At 70.9% G+C, this 23,252-nt stretch carries 18 protein-coding genes; 5 read left to right on the top strand and 13 right to left on the bottom strand.

Features of this window, described 5'->3' with window-relative positions; all coding sequences use genetic code 11:
• A complete protein-coding gene (gene rimP / locus OG729_RS10755) occupies window positions 1-498 on the bottom strand; it encodes a ribosome maturation factor RimP (protein WP_405805745.1) in 498 nt (165 codons plus the stop codon).
• A gap of 155 nt (window positions 499-653) precedes the next feature.
• Between rimP and OG729_RS10760 the strand changes: the two genes are divergently transcribed.
• The 3 genes from OG729_RS10760 to OG729_RS10770 are packed head-to-tail and all read left to right on the top strand — an operon-like array spanning window position 654 to window position 2,478.
• Window positions 654-1,154, top strand: coding sequence for a hypothetical protein (locus tag OG729_RS10760; protein ID WP_360875395.1), 501 nt, complete (start codon window positions 654-656; stop codon window positions 1,152-1,154).
• A complete protein-coding gene (locus tag OG729_RS10765; protein WP_405805747.1) occupies window positions 1,151-1,585 on the top strand; it encodes a ferritin-like domain-containing protein in 435 nt (144 codons plus the stop codon). Before OG729_RS10760 ends, OG729_RS10765 begins: the two co-directional genes overlap by 4 nt.
• Window positions 1,586-1,602: 17 nt before the next feature.
• Complete coding sequence (locus OG729_RS10770; protein WP_360875391.1) at window positions 1,603-2,478, top strand: aminoglycoside phosphotransferase family protein; 876 nt, start codon at window positions 1,603-1,605, stop codon at window positions 2,476-2,478.
• Window positions 2,479-2,730: 252 nt separating this feature from the next.
• Here the strand turns inward: OG729_RS10770 and OG729_RS10775 are convergent, their stop codons facing one another.
• The 11 genes from OG729_RS10775 to OG729_RS10825 all read right to left on the bottom strand — a co-directional run bounded on the left by OG729_RS10775 (window position 2,731) and on the right by OG729_RS10825 (window position 18,894).
• Window positions 2,731-4,428: a proline--tRNA ligase gene (locus OG729_RS10775; RefSeq protein WP_405805748.1), complete on the bottom strand. Its 1,698-nt coding sequence runs from the start codon at window positions 4,426-4,428 to the stop codon at window positions 2,731-2,733.
• Window positions 4,429-4,602: 174 nt separating this feature from the next.
• The gene (locus tag OG729_RS10780) at window positions 4,603-5,169 is read right to left on the bottom strand and encodes a GNAT family N-acetyltransferase (RefSeq protein WP_405805749.1); all 567 of its coding nucleotides are present in this window, start codon (window positions 5,167-5,169) and stop codon (window positions 4,603-4,605) included.
• A gap of 29 nt (window positions 5,170-5,198) precedes the next feature.
• Window positions 5,199-6,044: a GNAT family N-acetyltransferase gene (locus OG729_RS10785; protein WP_405805751.1), complete on the bottom strand. Its 846-nt coding sequence runs from the start codon at window positions 6,042-6,044 to the stop codon at window positions 5,199-5,201.
• A gap of 122 nt (window positions 6,045-6,166) precedes the next feature.
• Window positions 6,167-7,345, bottom strand: coding sequence for a flavodoxin-dependent (E)-4-hydroxy-3-methylbut-2-enyl-diphosphate synthase (gene ispG, locus OG729_RS10790; RefSeq protein WP_405805752.1), 1,179 nt, complete (start codon window positions 7,343-7,345; stop codon window positions 6,167-6,169).
• A gap of 163 nt (window positions 7,346-7,508) precedes the next feature.
• Window positions 7,509-8,810 (bottom strand): site-2 protease family protein, encoded by a 1,302-nt coding sequence (locus tag OG729_RS10795; RefSeq protein WP_360875381.1) that lies wholly within the window; start codon window positions 8,808-8,810, stop codon window positions 7,509-7,511.
• Entirely contained in the window at window positions 8,807-10,057 is a 1,251-nt protein-coding gene (gene dxr / locus OG729_RS10800) for a 1-deoxy-D-xylulose-5-phosphate reductoisomerase (protein ID WP_405805754.1), read from the bottom strand. The genes OG729_RS10795 and dxr overlap by 4 nt, the downstream gene beginning before the upstream one ends.
• A gap of 138 nt (window positions 10,058-10,195) precedes the next feature.
• Window positions 10,196-12,142, bottom strand: a complete 1,947-nt coding sequence (locus OG729_RS10805; RefSeq protein WP_405805755.1) for an acyl-CoA dehydrogenase family protein — start codon at window positions 12,140-12,142, stop codon at window positions 10,196-10,198.
• Between the two features lie 213 nt (window positions 12,143-12,355).
• Window positions 12,356-13,801 carry an aldehyde dehydrogenase family protein gene (locus tag OG729_RS10810; RefSeq protein WP_405805756.1) on the bottom strand — a complete coding sequence of 482 codons (1,446 nt, stop codon included), beginning with the start codon at window positions 13,799-13,801 and terminating at the stop codon, window positions 12,356-12,358.
• 214 nt (window positions 13,802-14,015) lie between these two features.
• Window positions 14,016-14,897, bottom strand: a complete 882-nt coding sequence (locus OG729_RS10815; protein WP_405811102.1) for an EamA family transporter — start codon at window positions 14,895-14,897, stop codon at window positions 14,016-14,018.
• Between the two features lie 227 nt (window positions 14,898-15,124).
• Window positions 15,125-16,690: a PucR family transcriptional regulator gene (locus OG729_RS10820; RefSeq protein ID WP_360875372.1), complete on the bottom strand. Its 1,566-nt coding sequence runs from the start codon at window positions 16,688-16,690 to the stop codon at window positions 15,125-15,127.
• 101 nt (window positions 16,691-16,791) lie between these two features.
• Window positions 16,792-18,894, bottom strand: coding sequence for an ATP-binding protein (locus tag OG729_RS10825; RefSeq protein ID WP_405805758.1), 2,103 nt, complete (start codon window positions 18,892-18,894; stop codon window positions 16,792-16,794).
• A gap of 299 nt (window positions 18,895-19,193) precedes the next feature.
• On the opposite strand from OG729_RS10825, the gene gabT reads away from it, so the two are divergent.
• Both gabT and OG729_RS10835 read left to right on the top strand, forming a co-directional pair.
• On the top strand, window positions 19,194-20,528 hold the full coding sequence (gene gabT, locus OG729_RS10830; RefSeq protein ID WP_360875368.1) for a 4-aminobutyrate--2-oxoglutarate transaminase: 1,335 nt from the start codon (window positions 19,194-19,196) through the stop codon (window positions 20,526-20,528).
• A 103-nt stretch (window positions 20,529-20,631) separates the two neighbouring features.
• The gene (locus OG729_RS10835) at window positions 20,632-21,447 is read left to right on the top strand and encodes a phosphatase PAP2 family protein (protein ID WP_360875366.1); all 816 of its coding nucleotides are present in this window, start codon (window positions 20,632-20,634) and stop codon (window positions 21,445-21,447) included.
• Here OG729_RS10835 and OG729_RS10840 read toward each other — a convergent pair.
• Window positions 21,398-23,197, bottom strand: a complete 1,800-nt coding sequence (locus OG729_RS10840; protein WP_405805759.1) for a chitinase — start codon at window positions 23,195-23,197, stop codon at window positions 21,398-21,400. The two genes, OG729_RS10835 and OG729_RS10840, sit on opposite strands and share 50 nt — an antisense overlap.
• Window positions 23,198-23,252 lie beyond the last annotated feature (55 nt).

The raw sequence follows: 23,252 nt of genomic DNA on the forward strand, positions 1-23,252 counted from the left end.
CTACGCCTCCTCTTCCTTCTTGTCCTTGCGGCTGAACTCGATCTCCACGCGAGCCTTGGCGATCTCGGTGAAGGTGACCCGGCGGGCTGTGGGCTTGCGTCCCTTGACGCCGGGCACCTCGAGGTCGAGTCCCTCGTCGTCCACGGTGAGGATGCGGGCCACCAGCTCGCCGCCCTCGTGCAACTGCAGCTTCACCAGCCGGCCGACGGCACGCACGTAGTGGCGGTGCTCGGTCAGCGGGCGGTCGGCGCCGGGCGAGCTGACTTCGAGGACGTACTCGCCCTCGCCCATCGCGTCCGTCTCGTCGAGCTTCTCGGAGATGGCGCGGCTCAGCTCGGCACATGTGTCGAGCTCGACGCCCTGGTCGGAGTCCACCGTGATCCTCAGCATGCGGCGCCTGCCCGCCCGGGACACCTCGATCTCTTCCAGATCCAGGTCCGCGGCGCTGACGAGCGGCTCCAGCAGCCCGCGCAGCCTCTCGCTCTGGGTGGTGCTCATCCGGGTGACTCCTCGGCCGCGTGTGCTGTTGTGGGGATCGTCGCGTGTCAGATCAAAGGGTATCCGGTCGCGAGGGGTGTTGCCGTCCACCCGGCCAGGACCCGCAGGTACGCTCGCCTGCGGCGATGATCAGCGCAGGCCCGAGGGAGACAGTCGTGGGGCGCACGGGAACGACACGCAGGCGTGCGCTGATGGTGACGGGCGCGGTTGCGGCGGGAGCGCTGACGGGCTGCTCGGGCGAGGAGCGCGAGCGCCGGCGCACGCCCGGCTCGGCGCCGGACACGGCGCGGGATGCGGCGCGTGCGGAGTCGGCGCTGCGCAGGCGGCTCGCCGCGGCGAGCGGTTCGCTGCGTGACCAGTACGACGCCGTCATCGCCCAACACCCGTCGCTGGCCGGGCAGTTGGCGGCCCTGCGGGAGGCGGTGTCCGAGCATGTGGCCGCGCTCGGTGGTACGACGCGGGTGGCCGCTCCCGGGACGGTTCCGGCCGCTGCCCCGGCCGCGGTCAAGGCACTGGCCGTCGCGGAACGCCGTACGTCCGACGCGCACATGGCCGCGCTCGTCGACGCCGAGCCGGAGCTGGCCCGGCTGCTCGCCTCCATCGCGGCGGCCGGTGCGGCGCATGCGTACCTGCTGACGAAGGGGGGCTCGCGATGAGCACGCCGGACGCGCTGGAGGCCGTACAGGCCGCGCTGGCCGCGGAGCATGCGGCGGTGTACGGGTACGGGGTCGTCGGCGCCCGGGTCGGCGACGACCGCGAGGGCGAGGCCACGGCCGCGTATGCCGCCCACCGGGCCCGGCGGGACGCGCTGGAGCGCACCGCGCGCGACCTGGGCGGTACGCCGGCCGCTGCGGCTGCGGCGTACGCTCTGCCGTTCGCCGTCCCGGACGCGGCGGCCGCCGTGCGGCTCGCCGCGGTGCTCGAGGACCGGGTAGCGGGCGTCTACTCCGACCTCGTACGAGCCGCGGAAGGGCCGCTGCGCAGGGAGGCCGCGGTCGCGCTGCGCGAGGCGGCCGTCCGCGCGGTCCGGTGGCGTGGCAGCGGCGTAGCCTTTCCTGGGCTCGCCGAGCGGGCGACAGGGAAGTGAAAGGGAACTTCGCACGTATGGCTTTCGAACCGCCGCAGCGGCTTGTCGGGGCACTCGGCGAGAGTGACGAATGGCTCGGGCAGCTGTCCAAGTCCGTCCAGGAGGCGGCGGACCGCTGGGAGCTGGACGTCGAGCGGGTGATGGCGCCGGGCGGGCGGAGCAGTCTGGTCCTGCTCGTACGGCGGCCGGACGGCACGGCGGCGGCGCTGAAGGTCGCCCCGCCGTCGGCCGCGCCCGCGCTGGAGCGGGCGGCACTGGAGCACTGGGACGGCTGGGGCGTGGTGCGGCTGCTCGGAGCCGCGGACGACGCACTGCTCCTTGAGCGGCTGCACCCGGAGGTGTCACTGCGGTCGCTGCCGGAGGCGAAGGCGCTCCTGGAGGCGGCGGGGACAGTGCGGCGGCTGTGGGTCGAACCGCCGACGGACCACGCCTTCGAGACGGTCGCGGACCGGACGGCGCGGCAGGCGGAGGCGATGCGTGCGTTCGCGGACCCCGGGACGGCCGCGCTGATCGCCTCGGCGCTCGCCGCGCGCGACGAGCTCACGTCGTTCTCGCCCGAACTCCTGCTGCTGCACGGCAACTTCCGCCAGGGCAAGGTCCTCGCGGGCGACCGCACCCCATGGCTCGCGGTGGGCCCGGAGCCCGTGGTCGGCGAGCGCGCCTACGACCTGGCACGCCTGGTCCGTGACCGGGTCGAGGACCTGATCGCGACGTCCGCGGGCGCGGCGGCGGCACGGCGCCGGGTGAACAGACTGGCGGACTCGCTGGAGGTGAACCGGGAGCGGCTGCGGGGGTGGACGCTGTTCCGGGCGGTGGAGTCGGGCACGCGAGCGATGGCGGCGGGGCGCCGCCGGGAGGCGGAGCTGACGCTGGAGTTCGCGGGCTGGCTGTAGTTCCCCACCCCGCCCTCCCCCTACGGCCTGGCGGCCGTGGGAGGTACCCCCGTCCCGAACTGGGGGCAAGCCCCCAGACCCCCGTACGCCCTTCTGGGGGTCCCCCCACGCCCGCAGGGCGTAGGGGGAGTGTCCTCAAACGCCGGACGGGCTGAATTTCCGCCGGCGTTTGAGGCGTGGGGGTCTCCCCACGCCCGCAGGGCGTAGGGAGCGGGTCCGGGGCGGAGCCCCGGAACAGGCCCGCCGCAGGCGCTACCCCCGCAGCCTCGACACCGCCTCCGCCACCGTGAGCTCCTCCCGCTCCCCAGTCCGGCGGTCCTTCAGTTCCACCACGCCCTCCGCCGCCCGGCGGCCCGCCACCACGATCTTCGGGACGCCGATCAGTTCCGCGTCCGTGAACTTCACGCCCGGCGAGACGCCCGCCCGCTCGTCCACCAGCACCCGCAGGCCCGCCGCGGAGAGCTGGTCCGCGACGTCCAGCGCCAGTTCCGTCTGGAGCGCCTTGCCCGCCGCGACCACATGGACATCCGCCGGGGCGATCTCCCGCGGCCAGCACAGGCCCTGCTCGTCCGCCGTCTGTTCGGCCAGCGCCGCCACCGCGCGGGAGACTCCGACGCCGTACGAGCCCATCGTCACGCGGACCGGCTTGCCGTTCTGGCCGAGTACGTCGAGCTGGAAGGCGTCGGCGTACTTGCGGCCCAGCTGGAAGATGTGGCCGATCTCGATCGCGCGGTCGAGCTTCAGGCCCGTACCGCACTTCGGGCACGGGTCGCCGTCCTCCACCACGACGACGTCGAGGTACTCGTCGACCTCGAAGTCACGGCCCGCGACGACATTGCGCGCATGCGTGTCGGGCTTGTTCGCGCCGGTGATCCACGCCGTGCCCGGCGCCACGCGCGGGTCCGCGATGTAGCGGACCTTCTCCAGGCCCTGCGGGCCGACGTAGCCACGTACCAGATCGGGACGGCCCGTGAAGTCCTCCGCGGTGACCAGCTCGACCTCGGCGGGGGCCAGGTGGTCCGACAGCTTGCCCAGGTCCACCTCGCGGTCGCCCGGCACGCCGACCGCGACAATCTCGCCGTCGACCTTGACCAGCAGGTTCTTCAGGGTCGCGGAGGCCGGCACACCCAGGTGCTGGGCGAGCGCCTCGATCGTCGGGGTGTCGGGTGTGTCCAGCTCCTCGACAAGGCCGTGCGCGGCGCCGTCCACGGGCTCACCCACGAAGGTCACGGCCTCCGTGTTCGCGGCGTAGTCGCAGGAGGGGCAGTACACGAAGGTGTCCTCGCCCGCCGCCGCCGGCGCCAGGAACTCCTCGGAGGCCGAGCCGCCCATCGCACCCGACACCGCCGACACGATGCGGTGGTCGAGCCCGAGCCGCTCGAAGATCTTGATGTACGCCTCGCGGTGCAGCGCGTACGCCTCCGCCAGACCCTCGTCGCTCGTGTCGAAGGAGTACGAGTCCTTCATCTGGAACTCGCGGCCGCGCAGGATGCCCGAACGCGGACGCGCCTCGTCGCGGAACTTCGTCTGGATCTGGTAGAGGATCACCGGCAGGTCCTTGTAGGACGTGCACTGGTCCTTGACGATCTGGGTGAAGATCTCCTCGTGCGTCGGCCCGAGGAGATAGTCGGCGCCCTTGCGGTCCTTCAGCCGGAACAGCTCCGCGCCGTACTCCTCCCAGCGCCCGGTCGCCTCGTACGGCTCCTTGGGCAGCACGGCCGGCAGCAGGACCTCCTGCGCGCCGATCGCGTCCATCTCCTCGCGCACCACACGCGTGACGTTCTCCAGGACCCGCTTGCCGAGCGGCAGCCAGGACCAGATGCCCGCGGCGTTGCGCCGGACATAGCCGGCGCGGACGAGCAGTTTGTGGCTGAGCGTCTCGGCGTCCGCAGGGTCGTCGCGCAGTGTCTTGACCATCAGACGGGACATGCGCTGGACCTGGGCTGCCATGGGGAACTCTCCTGCGTCAAGAAAGGGTGATGTTCAGGAGGTTATCCGGGCGGCCGGGGCAGGCGGAAATCAGTTCCCGCGTACCGGTGGCAGCGGCGCTCCCACCATGGCGGACTCGGCGCACTCGGGCTGCACACCCCGGGGGACAACCCCCGGACCCCCGGCAGGACCCACTCATCGCCGCACCAGCGGCAGCGGCGCCCCCATCACCGCATACGGACTCGGCGCACTAGGAAATATCACCTGCCGCGCGAGGTCCTGATAACCGAGCGCGCGGTACAGGCCGCGCGCCGGGCTCTCGATGTCGATCGCCGAGAGGATCGACCGCGGCTGCTCCGCGCCGTCGGTGATCGAGGTGATCAGCGAGCGGCCGATGCCCTGCCCCTGGAATCCGGGGTGGACATGGAGTTCGGTGATGACGAAGGAGTCGTCGAGCCAGCCGTCGGTGCCGGTGCGGCGCAGATACGGCTCGACGACGGTGGACCACCAGTGCGTGCGGTCGTTCGGCATGCCGTACACGAATCCGACGAGGCGTCCCGACTCGGTCAGCGCACCCAGTGCCCAGGCCCCGGGGTAGAGCAGATGCCGGTAGACGATATGGCGGCGCACCTCGACCTCGTCGTCGCTGAGCCCGAAGGCGAGCGCCTGCACCGCCAGGGCTTCGTCGATCCGCGCGGCGAGATTGATCGGTCCGACCACAACGCTGGGAGTCCGGGGCCCGCCGCCTGAGAGTGCTGCCATGCGCGAACCCTACTTCCCACGACTCGCAGTCAGAACAGCACGCTCATGAAGGCCCCGACCTCGCGGAAGCCCACCCGCCGGTACGCCGCCCTGGCTGCGGTGTTGTAGTCGTTGACGTAGAGGCTGACGACCGGCGCGACGTCCGTCAGGGCATAGCGCAGCACGGCGGCCATGCCGGTCTCGGAGAGCCCGCGGCCGCGGAACTCCGGTGCCACCCATACGCCTTGGATCTGACAGGCCTGCGTGGTGGCCGCGCCGATCTCGGCCTTGAAGACGACCTGCCCGTCGTCGATGCGGGCGAATGACCGTCCGGTTCCGACGAGTTCGGCGACTCTGGCCTGGTAGAGCAGTCCGCCGTCGCCGGACATCGGCGAGATACCGACCTCCTCGGTGAACATCGCCACGCAGGCCGGCATGATCACGTCCATCTCCTCCTTACGGATGCGACGGACGTGCGGATCGGCCTCGATGTCGTCGGGAAGCTGCTCGGTGACCATCAGCGGCTGTTGTGCGCGTACGTCCCTGGCGGGGCCCCAGGTCGGCTCGAGCAGCCGCCACAGCTCGGCGGTGGGCCCGGCCGGGCCGACGATGGAGGAGCAGCGGCGGCCGGTTCTGCGCGCACGGTCGGCGAAGGCACGCACGGCCTCGGGGGTGGCGCAGATGGGGACGAGATTGGCACCGGAGTAGCAGAGCGAACGGAGCCGCCCGTCCGCGTACCAGCCCCACATCTCACCGCCGAGGCGCCACGGGTCGAGCCCGGCGACCTGGACTCGCGAGGCCACGAAGGCGTTCACAACGGGCTCGCTCTCGAGGATGGCGAGCGCTGCGCCGAGGTCACTGGGGTCGAGGACCCGGGTGGTGGTCTGCGTCAACACGAGGGGGCCTCACCATACGGTCTGCTGATCTCCGCACTGTACCCGGCAGGTCCAGGCGCTGCCGAGCCCAGCGCAAGGCCCCGCAACGCGCAGGGGCGCGAGCGGGGCCGGCACAACAGTCGTCAGCCGACGGAGACCTCGGGCTCGCCCACGGCGTCGACCACGGGCACGCCGGAAGGGACGCCGTCCTTCTCCATCTGCTCGGCGATTTTCAACGCCTCTTCGATGAGGGTCTCGACGATCTTCGACTCGGGCACGGTCTTGATGACCTCACCCTTGACGAAGATCTGGCCCTTGCCGTTTCCGGAGGCCACGCCGAGGTCGGCCTCGCGGGCCTCGCCGGGGCCGTTGACGACACAGCCCATGACGGCGACGCGCAGCGGCACCTCCATGCCTTCGAGACCGGCGCTGACCTGGTCGGCGAGCTTGTACACATCGACCTGGGCGCGGCCGCAGGAGGGGCAGGAGACGATCTCCAGACGGCGCTGGCGCAGGTTCAGCGACTCCAGGATCTGGATGCCGACCTTGACCTCCTCCGCCGGCGGGGCGGACAGCGAGACGCGGATGGTGTCGCCGATGCCCTCGCTGAGCAGGGCGCCGAAGGCGACGGCCGACTTGATCGTGCCCTGGAAGGCGGGTCCCGCCTCGGTGACGCCGAGGTGGAGGGGGTAGTCGCACTGGGCGGCGAGCTGGCGGTAGGCGTTGACCATCACGACCGGGTCGTTGTGCTTGACCGAGATCTTGATGTCGCGGAAACCGTGCTCCTCGAAGAGGGACGCCTCCCACAGCGCGGACTCGACCAGCGCCTCCGGCGTCGCCTTGCCGTACTTCTGCAGCAGCCGGGCGTCCAGCGAACCGGCGTTCACCCCGATCCGGATCGGGGTGCCCGTCTCGCCAGCGGCGCGGGCGATCTCTTTCACCTTGTCGTCGAACTGCTTGATGTTGCCCGGGTTCACGCGCACCGCCGCGCAGCCCGCGTCGATCGCCGCGAAGACGTATTTCGGCTGGAAGTGAATGTCCGCGATCACCGGGATCTGCGACTTCCTCGCGATCGTGGCCAGCGCGTCCGCGTCGTCCTGGGTCGGACAGGCCACTCGTACGATCTGGCAGCCCGAAGCGGTCAGCTCGGCGATCTGCTGCAGCGTCGCCCCGATGTCCGAGGTACGCGTCGTCGTCATCGACTGCACCGACACCGGCGCGTCCCCGCCGACGGCCACGGAACCTACCTGGATCTTGCGGCTGACCCTCCGGTCGGCGAGCTGGGTCGGAACGGACGGCATTCCGAGAGAAATTGCAGTCATCTGCTGTGCAACCCCAAGGTGTGGATCGTGGTCCCGAGATCGGCGGGCTCCAGCCACCGAGATTACGGCACAGAGGTTCGGCCCAGCACATCGCGCCGGAAAGTCCACCCAAAGGTGAGCGGCCGGATACAAAGAGTATCCGACCGCCACAAAAGGGATGCCCTTAGCTGATTTTGACCGGATTGACGATGTCGGCGACCAGCACGAGCAGGGTGAAGCAGATGAAGATCCCCGCCACGACGTACGCGACCGGCATCAGCTTGGCCACGTCGAACGGACCCGGGTCGGGGCGACGGAACACCTTGGCAACGGTGCGGCGCAGGGACTCCCACAGCGCGCCCGCGATGTGCCCGCCGTCCAGCGGCAGCAGCGGCAGCATGTTGAAGAGGAACAGCGAGAGGTTGAAGCCCGCGAGCAGCATCATGAACATGGCGATGAGGTTCTGCGCGGGGGCGTCGAGGTTCATCACCTCGCCGCTGATCCGGGCGGCGCCGACGACGCCCACCGGGGAGTCGTCCTTGCGCTCGCCGTCGCTGAAGGCCGCGTTCCACAGGTCGGGGATCTTGGACGGCAGCGCGACGATCGACTCGACGCCGTTCTCGATCATGTCGCCCATGCGGTCGACGGAGTCGGTGAAGGAGAGCGGCAGGATCTCGGACTTCGCGGCGAAGCCGAGATAGCCGGCCGGAACGTACTTGTCGGGGACGACCTCGCCGTCGGCGTTCTTCTTGGCGACCATGTTCTTGGCGAGGGTGGCCTGCAGGACCTGCTGCTTGCCGTCGCGCTCGACCGTGATGGTGGCCGGGCCGATCGTCTCGCGGATGTGGTTGGAGAGCGTGGTCCAGTCGGCGACGGGCTGCCCGTTGAAGGCGACGATCTTGTCGCCCTTCTGCAGGCCCGCGGCCTGGGCGGGCGAGACGGGGTCGCCCTTGGCACAGGTGTCACGGTTCTCGCTCTGCGAGATGACGCACTTCTGAACGCCGGCGACCTCCGTGGTCTGGGTCGAGAAGCCGAAGGTCATCGCCACACCGAGGAAGATCGCGACGGCGAGGACCAGATTCATGAACGGCCCGGCGAACATGACGATCACGCGCTTCCAGGGCTTGCGCGTGTAGAAGAGACGGTTCTCGTCGCCCGGCTTGAGCTCCTCGAACGCGGCCGTGCGGGCGTCCTCTATCATCCCGCGCCAGGGCGATGTCGAGCGTGCCTCGATCCGCCCGTCCTCCCCCGGCGGGAACATCCCGATCATGCGGATGTAGCCGCCCATGGGGACGGCCTTGATGCCGTACTCCGTCTCGCCCTTGTTGCGGGACCAGATGGTCGGACCGAAGCCGACCATGTACTGGGGCACGCGGATGCCGAAGAGCTTGGCCGTGGACAGATGACCGAGCTCGTGCCAGGCGATCGAGATCAGCAGTCCTACCGCAAACAGCAGAATGCCGAGGACCGTCAACAGAATCGTCATGCGCGAGCCTCCGCTGTTGCCTTCACTGCCAGTTCCCGAGCCCGCGCCCGGGCCCAGGTCTCCGCTTCCAGGACGTCCGCCACCGTGAGCGAGGTTCCCTTGGCGGGCGCACCGTGCTCGGCGACGACTTCGGTGACCGTATCCATGATTCCGTTGAACGGCAGCCGTCCCGCGAGAAATGCGTCCACGCACTCCTCGTTCGCGGCATTGAACACCGCCGGGGCCGTACCGCCGAGCTCGCCCACGTGCCGGGCGAGTCCCACCGAGGGAAAGGCCTCGGTGTCGAGCGGGAAGAACTCCCACGTCGATGCCTCGGTCCAGTCGAAGGCAGGCGCGGCGTCCGGCACCCGCTGGGGCCAGCCGATGCCGAGGGCGATCGGGCCGCGCATATCGGGCGGGGTGGCCTGCGCGAGGGTCGAGCCGTCGGAGAACTCCACCATGGAGTGGACATACGACTGAGGGTGGACGACGACCTCAATGCGTTCGAAGGGGATGTCGTAGAGGAGATGCGCCTCGATGACCTCAAGACCCTTGTTGACAAGTGTGGCGCTGTTCACCGTGATCACCGGGCCCATCGCCCAGGTGGGGTGCGCCAGGGCGGCCTCGGGGGTGACATCGGCGAGCTCGGCCTTCGTACGCCCGCGGAAGGGGCCGCCGGAGGCGGTGACGACGAGCTTGCGTACGTCGGCCCGCGTTCCGGCGGCCAGCGCCTGGAAGAGGGCCGCGTGCTCGGAGTCGACGGGGATGATCTGGCCGGGCTTGGCAAGGGCCTTGACCAGCGGCCCGCCGACGATGAGCGACTCCTTGTTGGCGAGGGCGAGCGTGCGGCCGGCTTCGAGCGCGGCGAGGGTGGGGGCGAGGCCGATGGAGCCTGTGATGCCGTTGAGCACGGTGTGACAGGGGGAGGCGGCGAGCTGGGTGGCGGCGTCGGGTCCTGTCAGGATCTCGGGCAGGGGCTCGGTGCCGTACTGCTCCGCCAGCGCCTCGCGCAGCGCGGGCACGACGTCCTCGCGGGCCACGGCGACCGTGTCGACGCGCAACTGCCGCGCCTGCTCGGCGAGGAGTCCGACCCGTCCGCCGGCGGCGGAGAGTGCGGTGACGCGGAAGCGCTCGGGGTTGCGCAGGACCAGGTCGATGGCCTGCGTGCCGATGGACCCGGTGGAGCCGAGGACGACGACGTCCCGGCGGCCTTCGGTCGCGTCGAAGACGAGGTGCGGGTCGGCGAGGGGGGATGGGCTGTCGCTCATCCCCCCATTGTGGCCGCTCCACCTGTCCGACCGGACAGTGCGTCCCTGCGCGCCGGTCTTCCGCCCCGCGCGGAACCTCTCCCACTGGGCGTTCATGGGCCGAGTGGGAGCAGGGAGGCCGGCGCGGTCGAGAAGGTACTAGCGGATCGGGCGGTGGACGTTGGCGCGGTCGGACGCGCCCGGTGTTGCGTCTGCGATCCAGGGGCCCTCGCCGCTCGGGTCGATGATGCCCTCTTCGAGCCAGGTGTACGTGCCGGACAGCACGCCGTCCACCACCTTGCGGTCGAGGTCGTCGGTGTTGGACCACAGCCGGTTGAAGAGCTCTTCGACGCGGATGCGGGACTGGCGGCAGAACACATCTGCCAGTTGGTATGCCTCGCGGCCGTGGCCATCGGTGCTGCGCAGGAGTTCCGCGCGGACGCAGGCAGCGCTCATCGCGAAGAGCTCCGCGCCGATGTCGACGATCCGGCCCAGGAAGCCCTGCTTGGTCTCCATCCGGCCCTGCCAGCGCGACATCGCGTAGAAGGTGGAGCGCGCCAGTTTACGGGCCGAGCGTTCGACGTAGCGCAGATGGCCGGAGAGGTCCGCATGGCCTGCCGGGTGGAACTCGCGATACGTACGCGGGAGTTGGCCGGGGCCCGCGACCAGCTTGGGCAGCCAGCGGGCGTAGAAGGCGGTGGCCTGTGCGCCTGCCTTCGCCTTGTCGCCCAGGGACTTGTCCGGGTCGATCAGATCGCCCGCCACCTTGAGGTGCGCATCGACCGCCTCACGGGCGATCAGCAGGTGCATGATCTCGGTCGAGCCCTCGAAGATGCGGTTGATGCGCAGATCTCGCAGCATCTGCTCGGCCGGCACGGCCCGTTCGCCGCGTGCCGCCAGCGAGTCCGCCGTCTCGAAGCCGCGGCCGCCGCGGATCTGGACCAGCTCGTCGGCCATCAGCCAGGACATCTCCGAGCCGTAGAGCTTGGCGAGCGCCGCTTCGATGCGGATGTCGTTGCGGTCCTCGTCGGCCATCTGCGAGGAGAGGTCGACGACCGCTTCGAGGGCGAAGGTGGTCGCGGCGATGAAGGAGATCTTGGCGCCGACGGCCTCGTGCTTCGCGACCGGCTTGCCCCACTGCTCCCGGACGGCCGACCACTCGCGGGCGATCTTCAGGCACCACTTGCCGGCGCCGACGCACATCGCGGGCAGCGAGAGACGGCCGGTGTTGAGGGTGGTCAGCGCGATCTTGAGGCCGGCGCCCTCGGGGCCGATGCGGTTCGCGGCGGGGACGCGCACCTGGTGGAAGCGGGTGACGCCGTTCTCCAGGCCGCGCAGGCCCATGAAGGCGTTGCGGTTCTCGACGGTGATGCCCTCGCCCGCCGCCTCGACGACGAACGCCGTGATGCCGCCCCTGTGGCCTTCCGACTTCGGCACGCGGGCCATCACCACGAGCAGGTCGGCGACGACACCGTTCGTCGTCCAGAGCTTGACGCCGTCGAGGACGTACGAGTCGCCGTCGGGCACGGCCGTGGTGGCGAGGCGGGCCGGGTCGGAGCCCACGTCCGGCTCGGTGAGCAGGAAGGCCGAGATGTCCGTCCTGGCCAGCCGCGGCAGGAACGTGTCCTTCTGCTCCTGGGTGCCGAAGAGCTTCAGCGGCTGCGGTACGCCGATCGACTGATGGGCCGAGAGCAGCGCGCCGATCGCCGGGTTCGCCGAGCCGACCAGGGCCAGCGCCTTGTTGTAGTACACCTGGGTGAGGCCGAGGCCCCCGTACTTCGTGTCGATCTTCATGCCGAGCGCGCCGATCTCCCTGAGACCGTTGATCACCTCGTCGGGGATCCGCGCCTCGCGCTCTATCAGCGCTCCGTCGATCTTCGTCTCGCAGAAGTCGCGCAGCTTCGCGAGGAACGCCTCGCCCCGCCGTGTGTCCTCGTCCGCGGGCATCGGATGCGGATGGATCAGGTCCAGCCGGAAGCGGCCCAGGAACAGCTCCTTGGCGAAGCTGGGCTTGCGCCAGTCCTGTTCTCGCGCGGCCTCGGCGACCTGTCGTGCTTCGCGCTCACTGACCTTCGGAGTCTGTGTCGTGTCGAGTGGTGCGGACATGAGGCTCACCTCGCCGCGAGTCGGGATTTCCGGGGGCGTCGGCCGGGGCGCACTTCGCCTTACCGACCGGTGCTACTCGTCCGTAGTACCCGATTCCCGCCCTCTCCACCAGTCTGCGTACCGCAGTCGAGGGAACTGCGCCGGAGGTACGGCAACGGCCGGAGCCCCCGCACAGTGGGCTCCGGCCGCCGGTCCGTCACGTACTCGGAGAGCTCAGAGAGCGACGCCCGTCAGGACCAGCACCCGCTCGTACGTGTAGTCGTCCATCGCGTAGCGCACGCCCTCGCGGCCCACGCCGGACTGCTTGGCTCCGCCGTACGGCATCTGGTCCGCGCGGTACGACGGGACGTCGCCGATGATCACGCCGCCGACCTCGAGGGCGCGGTGGGCGCGGAAGGCGGTCTGCACGTTGTGCGTGAACACGCCCGCCTGCAGGCCGTACTTGGAGTCGTTGACCGCGGCGAAGGCCTCACTCTCGCCGTCGACCCTGGTGACCGTGAGGACCGGCCCGAAGACCTCCTCACAGGCGATCGTCGTGTCCGCGGGGACGTCCGCGAGGACGGTCGGCGCGTAGGACGCACCCTCGCGCTTGCCGCCGGCGAGCAGCTTCGCGCCCGCCTGCACCGCCTCGTCGACCCAGGACTCCACGCGCTTGGCGGCGTCCTCGCTGACCAGCGGGCCTACGTCGGTTGCGGAGTCGGACGGGTCGCCGGTGACCTGGGCCTCGACGGCCGCGACGACCTTCGGCAGCAGCCGGTCGTACACGGTGGCGTCGGCGATCACCCGCTGCACGGAGATGCAGGACTGGCCGCCCTGGTAGTTGGAGAAGGTGGCGATACGGGTCGCCGCCCAGTCCAGGTCCGTCTCGGAGGCGAAGTCGGCGAGGACGACGGCCGCGCCGTTGCCGCCCAGCTCCAGGGTGCAGTGCTTGCGCGGCACCGAGTCCATGATCGCGTAACCGACCTTGTCGGAGCCGGTGAAGGAGATGACCGGCAGGCGCTCGTCCTGGACGAGGGCGGGCATCTTGTCGTTCGGCACCGGGAGCACGGACCACGAGCCGGCCGGCAGGTCGGTCTCGGCGAGCAGCTCACCGAGGATCAGCCCGGACAGCGGCGTCGCCGGGGCGGGCTTGAGGATGATCGGCGCGCCGACGGCGATCGCCGGGGCGATCTTGTGGGCGCAGAGGTTCAGCGGGAAGTTGAACGGCGCGATACCGAGGACGGCGCCCTTGGGGAAGCGGCGGGTGAGCGCGAGGCGGCCCTGGCCGCCGGCGTCGGTGTCCAGGCGCTGGGCCTCGCCGCCGTTGAAGCGGCGAGCCTCCTCGGCCGCGAAGCGGAAGACGGAGACGGCACGGCCGACCTCGCCGCGGGCCCACTTGACGGGCTTGCCGTTCTCGGCGGAGATCAGCTGTGCGATCTCCTCGGTGCGCTCGGCGAGCCGCTTCGACACATGGTCGAGGGCGGCGGCGCGTACGTGTGCCGGGGTGGCCGCGAACTCGTCGCGCACCGCGTGCGCGGCGGCGACGGCCTCCTCGACCTGGGCATCGGTCGGGACGGAGACCTGACCGACAAGACGTCCGTCCCAGGGGGAGGTGACGTCGAAGGCGGTCTCGCCGGTGGCCTGGCGGCCGGCGAGCCAGAAGGCGTGGGTGGAAGTCATGTCCCGGCCCTTCCGAAGTAGATGGGGTTGTCTCTGCCCCACGGTAGGACCGGGACGGCGTCTGCGCGTTTATCCGGTGTGGAGTGGTCGGCGGACGCTCTCCTACGCTTTGGCGTGCGCTGCCGATATGACGCCCAGGGCTTGTCTTTTGGATCAGGCCGGATCAGTGCGCGTGCCAGGGCACGCGAGCCCGGCAAGATCCGGAAGACAGGCCCTAGCGGCGGCGTTCCGTCGACACGATCAGGCAGACCCCCGTCACCACCACCGCGCCTCCGACGGCGATCGGCCAGCTCAGCTGCTCGTCCAGGATCAGCGCGCCGAGCAGGACCGCGACGACCGGGTTCACATACGCGTAGGTGGCGACCAGGGACAGCGGCGCGGAGTGCAGCAGCCAGGCGTACGCCGTGAACGCGACGAGCGAGCCGAAGACGACGAGATAGCCGAGCGCGGTCCAGGAGCGGGCCGAGACCTCGCCGACGGCGAAGCCGTGCTGCTCGCCCCGGCCGAGGCCCACCAGCAGACAGCCGATGCCGCCGGCGACCATCTCGTACGCGCTCGCCGCGAACGGATTCGCGGGCATCGGGATGCGCGACGAGGAGAAGGAGCCGACCGACCACATGAGAGTCGCGCCGATCACCGTGAGGACGCCCCACAGGCGTACGTCGCCGCTGAGACCGGGCAGGGTCAGCACGGCGAGGCCCGCGAGCCCGAGCAGGACGCCGCAGTACGCGCCGAGGCCGGGCCGTTCGCCGAAGCTCCGGCGCAGGAGCACCACCCAGGTGGGCACGACGGCGATCAGCAGGGCGGCGAGCCCGGAGGGTACCGAGGTCTCGGCGAGGACGACCAGGCCGTTGCCGCCGAGGAGGAGGAGCAGGCCGACCAGGGCGACCGAGGCGAGCTGGGAGCGGGTGACCTTGAGCGCCGACGGTCCCTGCCGCCAGGCCACGAGCCCGGCGAGGAGCAGGCCCGCGACGATGAAGCGGGCCCCTGCGGAGAGGAACGGCGGCATGGTCTCGACGACGATGCGGATGCCGAGGTAGGTGGAGCCCCAGACGACGTAGACGATGGCGAGCGCGCCCCAGACCGCGCCGGATATCCGGGGGCCGGGCGCGGCCGGTCCGGCAGTGTCGGTCGGCGGGGTGTCGGTTGGCGGGGAATCGGCCGCGGCGCTGCCGCTTGCCGGGGTGCCTGCCTCGGGGGGGCCGGCCTCAGGAGTGCCGGAGTTGGTGACCACGAGGCAGGACCCTAGGTATTCGAGCCCTCAAACTCCAACGATTTTGCCCGACTTCGGGCACAGGAAAGGAAAATTCTTCCGCGGGTGTCTCATTCTGCCGTGCCGCCTGCCGTCGCCTTCAGCGCCAGCCACAGCTCCATCCGCACATCCGGGTCGTCGAGCGAGCGGCCCAGGATCTCCTCGACCCGGCGCATCCGGTAGCGCAGCGTATGGCGGTGCACGCCCAGATCGGCGGCCGCCGCGTCCCACTGACCGTGGCGCGAGAGCCAGGCGCGCAGCGAGGCGACCAGATCGCCGCGGCCGGTCGCGTCGTGTTCGTACAGCGCCCGCAGCATGCCGTCCGCGAAGGCGCGCACCGCGTCGTCCGCGAGCAGCGGGAGGACCGATCCCGCGGCGAGTTCCTCATGCTCGACGAGTGCGCGGCCGCGCCGCCGGGCGACCGAGAGGGCCTGTTCGGCCTGTTTGTACGCGCCCGCTGCGGCAATCGGTCCGGTGGGCGCGGAGAGCCCCACGACCGCTTCGGCGTCGTCGGCCCCCTTGTCCGCGTACTCCGCCGTGCAGGCCGCGACGACCGCACCGCCGTCCGCGGCCAGCACCACAAGGCGGTCGTCGATGTCCGGCACGGCGATCATCGGCTCCCCGGCCCGGGCCGCGGCCGACTCCAGCCATTCGGCGAAAGCCTGCAGCGGGTGCTCCGCTGCGGGGTCCGGCTCCACCGTCGGCTCGGCGATCAGCAGCCGGAAGGGGGCGTCGAGCAGCCCGCCGTACAGATCTCCGGCGACCGCACGCGCATGGTCGGGCTGGCCGGACAGCAGCATCCGCAGCACCGCGGCGCCGAGGCGCTGCTCGGCCTCCTGAAGTGAGCGTGAACGCTCCGTGGAGAGGGTGAGCAGGGCAACGGCGGAGTGCACGGCATACCGCTCGGCAGTGCCCAGCGGCGCTCCGGTGCCCACGGCCAGCGCCCCGCGCACCCGGCGGCCGGTGCCCAGCGACTGCAGTTCGACCCGGTCGTCGTCCGTGTCGCCGACCACCGCGCTCGCGGGCGCGGACCGCTCCCGCAGCCGCTCCACGTCGGCGGTGAGCCGGGCCGCCCGGCGCGCGGCCCATTCGGGTGCTGCGGCAACGACGGCGCCGGACGCGTCGTACAGCGCGGCCCAGCCGTCGATATGCGCGGCGAGCCTGGTGACTACCGCGGCGGGCCCCTCGGCGAGTGCGGCCCGCGTCAGCTCCCGCTGTGCCTCGAAGCCGGCGGTCACCGCGCGGTACTGGTCGGCCGCGTTCGCCGCCGAGACGGCCTTGCTGATGGCGAGGAAAGGGGTACGTCGCGGCACGGCGAGCAGCGGCAGGTCCTCCTCCTTGGCCGCCTCGACGAGCGCGTCGGGGATGTCGTCGTAGTAGACGCCGACCGCGAAGCCGAGCCCGACGACGCCCGCGGCCACCAGCCTGCGCACATAGCGGCGCATCGCCTCGCGGTCCTCGGCGTCCAGGGTCATCGCCGTGACAAGGAGCAGCTCGCCGCCCTCCATGTACGGCACGGGGTCGGCGAGCTCGCTGACATGCGCCCAGCGCACCGGCGTCTCCAGCCGGTCCTCCCCGGCGCGCACGCTGAGTTTGAGCGCCGAGTGCTGGACGAGCGAGGCGAGCGTGGGCGGCATGGGGACCGTGGGCCCTTCGAGCAGAGGTGAAAGTGATTTTGCCGTCCCGTATGAACGGCGTACGTCGATTCTGCCAGGGCGTAGCAGTACGGGGGCTCTGCTCAGGTTCTGAGATCCACCAGAAGGGGCGGCGTGTGCTCGCCCCGTACGGTCGTCAGGGAGAGCACCGCGTGTCCGGCGGGCACGGCGTGCGCCAGGTCGGAGGCCGACCAGCGGGCCCGCTCGACCTCACGCACCGTGATCGCCTCGGCGGTGGCCGCCTTGCCGGTCACCAGGCGGCGCATCATGTGCAGCGCCTTGGTGAGGGGCTCGTCGGAGATGATCTGCCGGTTGGTGACGTCCCGGGTCTGCACCCACTCGGTGCCCCAGGTCTCGGCGAACCGGCCGCCGTCCCAGGGGGCGAGCCCGGCAAACGCCATCCGGCAGCCGACCGCGCCCAGCAGCGGGCCGCGCAGCGGCTCCGGCACGTCCTCCAGGGTGCGCAGCGCGAACACCACCCCGGCGTTGGCGGAGCGCAGCCGCTGCACGGCGCGCACCGAGTCGGCGGTCACGGTGTACGTCGCGTCGTCGAGGACGAGAGCGCCGAACAGCGAGCGGTCCGAGCGGTTCAGCGCGGCCTCGGTGAACTGGGCGAGCACCAGGCGCGCGATGATCCGTGAGGCTTCGGCGTGGCCGCGCTCGGGCAGGTCGATGCGGACGCGGAGCGGGTGCTCGATGGCGCGCAGCGAGAACTGCCGGCCGGTGCCGTCCGTACGGAAGAAGTCCGCGAACGCGGGCCGGTCCAGGAAGGCGATCCGCTCGGCGAGCAGGACGCCGATGTCGTCGGCGCGGGCCGACTGCCGCTCGCGGGCGTCCAGTTCACGCAGCTGGGCGGCGGCACCGGGGTCGGTCCCGGTCTCGAGGGCGGTGCGCAGCACGCCGATCGCGCCGGGTGCGCCGCCGAGCAGTTCACGCAGCTCCGGTACGGCCGGAAAGTGCCCGTGGACGCTCTGGTACGGCCCGATCAGCTGGGCCAGCGCGGTGGCGGCGCGCCTGCTGTCGCCGCCGGGCAGGGTGGCGGCGAGATCCCCGACGAGCGCCTCGGCGAGCACCCGGGCGGCCTCGTCGGGGTCGTCGGCGCCGCCGTAGAGGTCGAGGTCATGGGTGGACTCGGGGCGGCCGACGGCGATGACGAGGTCGAAGGCGTCGTCGGGGGCGAGCCCGGTGCCGTACGCCGTGACGGCGACGACGGCCGCGCGGTTGGCGAGCGCGAGCAGACACATCGACTCGACGACGGGCCGCACCAGGCGCACGCTCTTGCCGGACCCGGAGGGCCCTACTGCGAGCAGCGAGGTGCCGAGGAGAGCGGGCTCGAGGGCGACGCCGGTGGTGCGGCGGGCGTAAGGGTTGCGCCGGTCGTCGACGGCGGTGCCGATCTTGACCTGGGCGGTGGCGAGATCGTGGGTGGCGCTGCGGACCGGCAGGTCGCGTACGCCGGAGGGATGGGCGCAGGCGGCCGCGCCGTGCTTGCGCACGGTGTCGGTGAACGCGGCGAGCCGCTCCGGCCGGGCGTGGACGCCCTGCCAGGCGCGCCGGATCCTTGCGTAGTCGACATCGCCGAGCGCGCCGGAACGGGTGGCTTCGGACAAAGCCTGCGCGGCGTCCACCAGGCCGGCGGAGCGCAGCTCGGGCCAGTCGGCGGGATCGGTCTCGGGGGGCGGCGTCGGGATGCGGACGTGCTTGTCGGCGCGGCGCACATAGCGCTGCCAGATCTCCGGCACATGGCCAATCCGGGCGAAGAACACGAGCAGGCCGCCGCCGACGATCGCGTAGTAGGCGTACGAGGCGACTACCTGGGCCATGGTGCCGTTCCAGGAGTCCGGGGTGAGGACGAGGAAGGGCCACAGCCAATAGCGGCCCAGGTAGCCGTTCCACAGCAGCGACCACAGCAGCCAGCCGCTGAGCAGCGCGATGAGGGCGCCGGTGAAGAGCCGGCGGGCGGGGACGAGCTCGGGCTCCTCGTCGGGCCGGGAGCGGTGGCCGAGGCGCCAGATGCCGGGCTCGGCGGCCGGGCGCGGGGTGCGCAGCCAGTCGACGACGGCGGGGCGGGTGGTGGGTGCGTGGCCGGGGATGGCCGGGATCCCGGGCACGACGGGCGGCCTCGCGGGCCGTGGCACCGGGTTGGACCGTGTGCCGCGTGCGTCGAATGTGCCTTCGGAATCCATGAAACCGCTGCCCCCTGACCAGCCAGGCCCGCTCTGTGCACCCGTCAATCTAGTGCCCTGGCCGGGGTAGTTCACTGATTCACGTCATGGTGGGCGTCCGGGGGCGCCTTCCCCCGGGCAGACACAGCACCTCGCGGTCGTGGACCGGCAGGCAGCGCGAGGACCCTCCGCCCCGGCCCGACTATGTCCGGCGCGGACAACGACACACCCCCCAACACTCCCGAAAGGCGCATGCCTGTCCCCCTCTCCCCGGCCTAGCCTGCGAAGAAAAGCGTCCGGAACACCCACAGGAGCCCCTCATGACCGCAATCCCGCAGGAGCGCCGCGTCGTCACCGCCATCCCCGGTCCTAAGTCGATCGAGCTGCAGGCCCGCCGTACCGCCGCGGTCGCCGGCGGTGTGGGGTCCGTGCTGCCCGTCTTCACCGCCCGCGCCGGCGGCGGTGTGATCGAGGACGTGGACGGCAACCGCCTCATCGACTTCGGCTCCGGCATCGCCGTGACCTCCGTCGGCGCCTCCGCCGAGGCCGTCGTACGCCGTGCCGCCGCGCAGCTCGCCGACTTCACCCACACCTGTTTCATGGTCACGCCGTACGAGGGGTACGTGGAGGTCGCCGAGGCCCTCGCCGAGCTCACCCCGGGTGACCACGAGAAGAAGTCCGCGCTGTTCAACTCCGGCGCCGAGGCCGTCGAGAACGCCGTCAAGATCGCCCGCGCCTACACCAAGCGCCAGGCTGTCGTCGTCTTCGACCACGGCTACCACGGCCGCACCAACCTCACGATGGCGCTGACCGCCAAGAACATGCCGTACAAGAACGGCTTCGGCCCGTTCGCCCCCGAGGTCTACCGCGTCCCGGTCGCCTACGGCTACCGCTGGCCGACCGGCCCGGAGAACTGCGGTCCCGAGGCCGCCGCCCAGGCCATCGACCAGATCTCCAAGCAGGTCGGCGCCGACAACGTCGCCGCGATCATCATCGAGCCGGTCCTCGGCGAGGGCGGCTTCATCGAGCCCGCCAAGGGCTTCCTGCCGGCCATCGCGCAGTTCGCCAAGGACAACGGCATCGTGTTCGTCGCGGACGAGATCCAGTCCGGCTTCTGCCGCACCGGCCAGTGGTTCGCCTGTGAGGACGAGGGCATCGTCCCCGACCTGATCACCACCGCCAAGGGCATCGCGGGCGGCCTGCCGCTCGCCGCCGTGACCGGCCGCGCCGAGATCATGGACGCCCCGCACGCGGGCGGCCTCGGCGGTACGTACGGCGGCAACCCGGTCGCCTGCGCCGGTGCGCTCGGTGCCATCGAGACCATGAAGGAGCTCGACCTCAACGGCAAGGCCAAGCGCATCGAGGAGGTCATGAAGGGCCGCCTCACCGCGATGGCCGAGAAGTTCGACATCATCGGCGACGTCCGCGGCCGCGGCGCGATGATCGCCATCGAGCTGGTCAAGGACCGGGACACCAAGGAGCCGAACCCGGCCGCCACCGCCGCGCTCGCCAAGGCCTGCCACGCCGAGGGTCTGCTGGTTCTGACCTGTGGCACGTACGGCAATGTGCTGCGCTTCCTGCCCCCGCTGGTGATCGGAGAGGACCTGCTCAACGAGGGTCTGGACATCATCGAGCAGGCGTTCGCAGGCGTCTGACCGGGGCGAACGGTCAGGGCCTGTGAAGACTCTGTGGGGGGCCGATGGCGGGATGGAGATCCGGCTGTCGGTCCCCCCGCTCGCTGCCGTACGGTTTCTGCAGATGAGAGAAACACCCCGCTCGCAGGGGACTGCGAGCGACCCCAGGCCGGAGCATCCCCAGCCCCGTCCTGGTCGTGCCCTCGCGCACACCACTGGAGCTTCTGGCTCCGGAACTCCTCACCGATCGGATGGCCGCCCGCCCCAAACCCCCCGGGGCGCGCGGCAAACCGGTCCGGCCGGCCCTCTCGGAACCACCCCCCCTGTTCCGAGGAGGCCGGCTTTTCCTCGTACGGCGCTCGGCGCGCTGTACGCCCTCGTCTTCTCGCTGGTCACCTGGCAGGTGGCCACCGACGGGCCGCTGCGGTCCCTGGACGAACGCATCGAGCTCAGGATCGTCGGGCATGGGCCCAGCTCGCTGACCGATCTGCTGGCGGACCTCGGCAGCAAGGAGTTCGCGCTGCCGGTGCTGGCCGCGGCGGTCTGGTACACCCTCCGGCGCGACGCTCGCACCCGGCGTCTCGAAGTACTCGGTGCCGTCCTCACGATGGCCGCGGTCCCTGTGCTCGTCACGCCCCTGAAGTCCTTGATCGACCGTCAGGGACCGCTCACCGAGGCGGGCGGCTTCTACCCCTCCGGCCATACCGCGACCGCGATGGTGGCCTACTGCGGCGCCGCGCTGCTCCTGGCCCCGTATGTCGGGCGCCGATGGGCGATGCCCGTCGCCATGGTGCTCAGTGTGGCGACGGGCATCGGACTGGTCCTGCGCGGCTATCACTGGCCGCTGGACGTCATCGGCAGCTGGTGCCTGGGCGGGTTGCTGCTCCTGGTCAACTCCATGTGTACGCGTCGAAGTTCTTCGAGAACTCCCACTGATTGAAGCGGTCCCAGTTGATCGACCAGGTCATCAGTCCGCGCAGCGCGGGCCAGCTGCCATGGGTCTGGTACGAGCCGCAGCCGGCCTTCTTCGTCAGACAGTCCAGCGCCTTGTTCACCTCGGCGGGCGTGGTGTGGCCGTTGCCCGCCTGGGTCGATGCCGGCAGGCCGATGGCCACCTGCTCGGGCCGCAGCGCAGGGAAGAACTTCGACTGATCGCCCGCGACCGGGAAGCCGGTCAGCAGCATGTCGGTCATGGCGATGTGGAAGTCCGCGCCGCCCATGGAGTGGTACTGGTTGTCCAGGCCCATGATCGAGCCGGAGTTGTAGTCCTGGACGTGCAGCAGGGTGAGGTCGTCGCGCAGGGCGTGGATGACCGGGAGGTAGGCCCCGGCGCGCGGGTCCTGGCCACCCCAGGGGCCCGAGCCGTAGTACTGGTAGCCGAGCTGCACGAAGAACGTCTCCGGAGCCATGGTCAGCACAAAGCCGGAGCCGTACTTCGCCTTGAGGGTCTTGATCGCCGAGATCAGGTTGACGATGACCGGTGAGGTCGGGGAGCGGAAGTCCGTGTCGCCGGTGTTCAGGGACAGGGAGTGACCCTCGAAGTCGATGTCCAGGCCGTCGAGTCCGTACTCGTCGATGATCTTCGAGACCGAGGAGACGAAGGTGTCACGGGCGGCCGTGGTGGAGAGCTGCACCTGGCCGTTGGCACCGCCGATGGAGATCAGGACCTTCTTGCCCGCCGCCTGCTTGGCCTTGATGGCGGCCTTGAAGTCGGCGGCCGACTCGACGTTCGGGCACTCGCTCGCCGGGCAGAGGCTGAAGCGGATGTCGCCCGAGGTGACCGAGGTCGGTTCGCCGAAGGCGAGGTTGATGACGTCCCAGGAGTCGGGCACGTCCGCCATGCGCGTATAGCCGGAGCCGTTGGCGAAGCTGGCGTGCAGATAGCCGACGAGGGCGTGGGCGGGCAGGCCCGTGCCCGGGTTGCCACCGCTGGTGGTGGTCGCGGTGACGGCGGCGGACTTCGGGGACTCGCCGGCGCTGTTCGTCGCGGTGACCTGGAAGCTGTACGACGTCGAGGGCGCGAGCCCCGTCACGGTGGCCGAAGTCCCGGTCACGGAGAGGACCTTGGTGCCGGCCCGGTAGACGTTGTAGCCGGCGGCGCCGGAGACGGGCGACCAGCTCAGCGGGATGGATGTGGAGCCGGGGTTTTGGGCGGTGAGCCCGGTGGGCGCGGCCGGGATCTGGACCGGGTCGCCGCCGGGGCCGAGCAGCGAGAGGTCGTCGGCGGCGTAGGCGGGGGTGCCGTACCAGCCGTGTATGTAGATCGTCACTGAGGTGGTCGACGCGCCCGTGCGGAAGGTCGTGGCGAGCTTCTGCCAGCTCGGCGCCGACGCCGTCCAGGTGGAGACGTCGGTGGTGCCGGTACCGGATGCGCCGAGGTAGACATAGCTGCCCTGGACCCAGCCGCTGAGTGTGTAGTCGGAGTTGGGCTTGACCGTGACCGTCTGGCTGCACTTGGCGTTGTCGCTGCCCGCGGGAGTGGCCTTCAGCGCGGAACTGCCACCGTGGACAGGCGAGTTGACGACGGCGCCGCTGCCCGCCGTACAGCTCCAGCCGTCGAGGCCCGCCTCGAAGCCGCCGTTGCGGGCGAGTTCGGTGTCGGCGGCTGTGGCGGCGTTGGCCGAGGCCACGAGTCCGCTGATGGCGAGGGCGGCCGCCGAAAGGGCGGCCAAGAGTCTGGTGCGGTCCACAACTGCCTCCGGGCATGGGGGGATTGAGTGGGGGCGCGCACAATTTGGTCCAGAC

The organism is Streptomyces sp. NBC_00210, assembly GCF_045160975.1.
Taxonomy (GTDB): Bacteria; Actinomycetota; Actinomycetes; order Streptomycetales; family Streptomycetaceae; genus Streptomyces.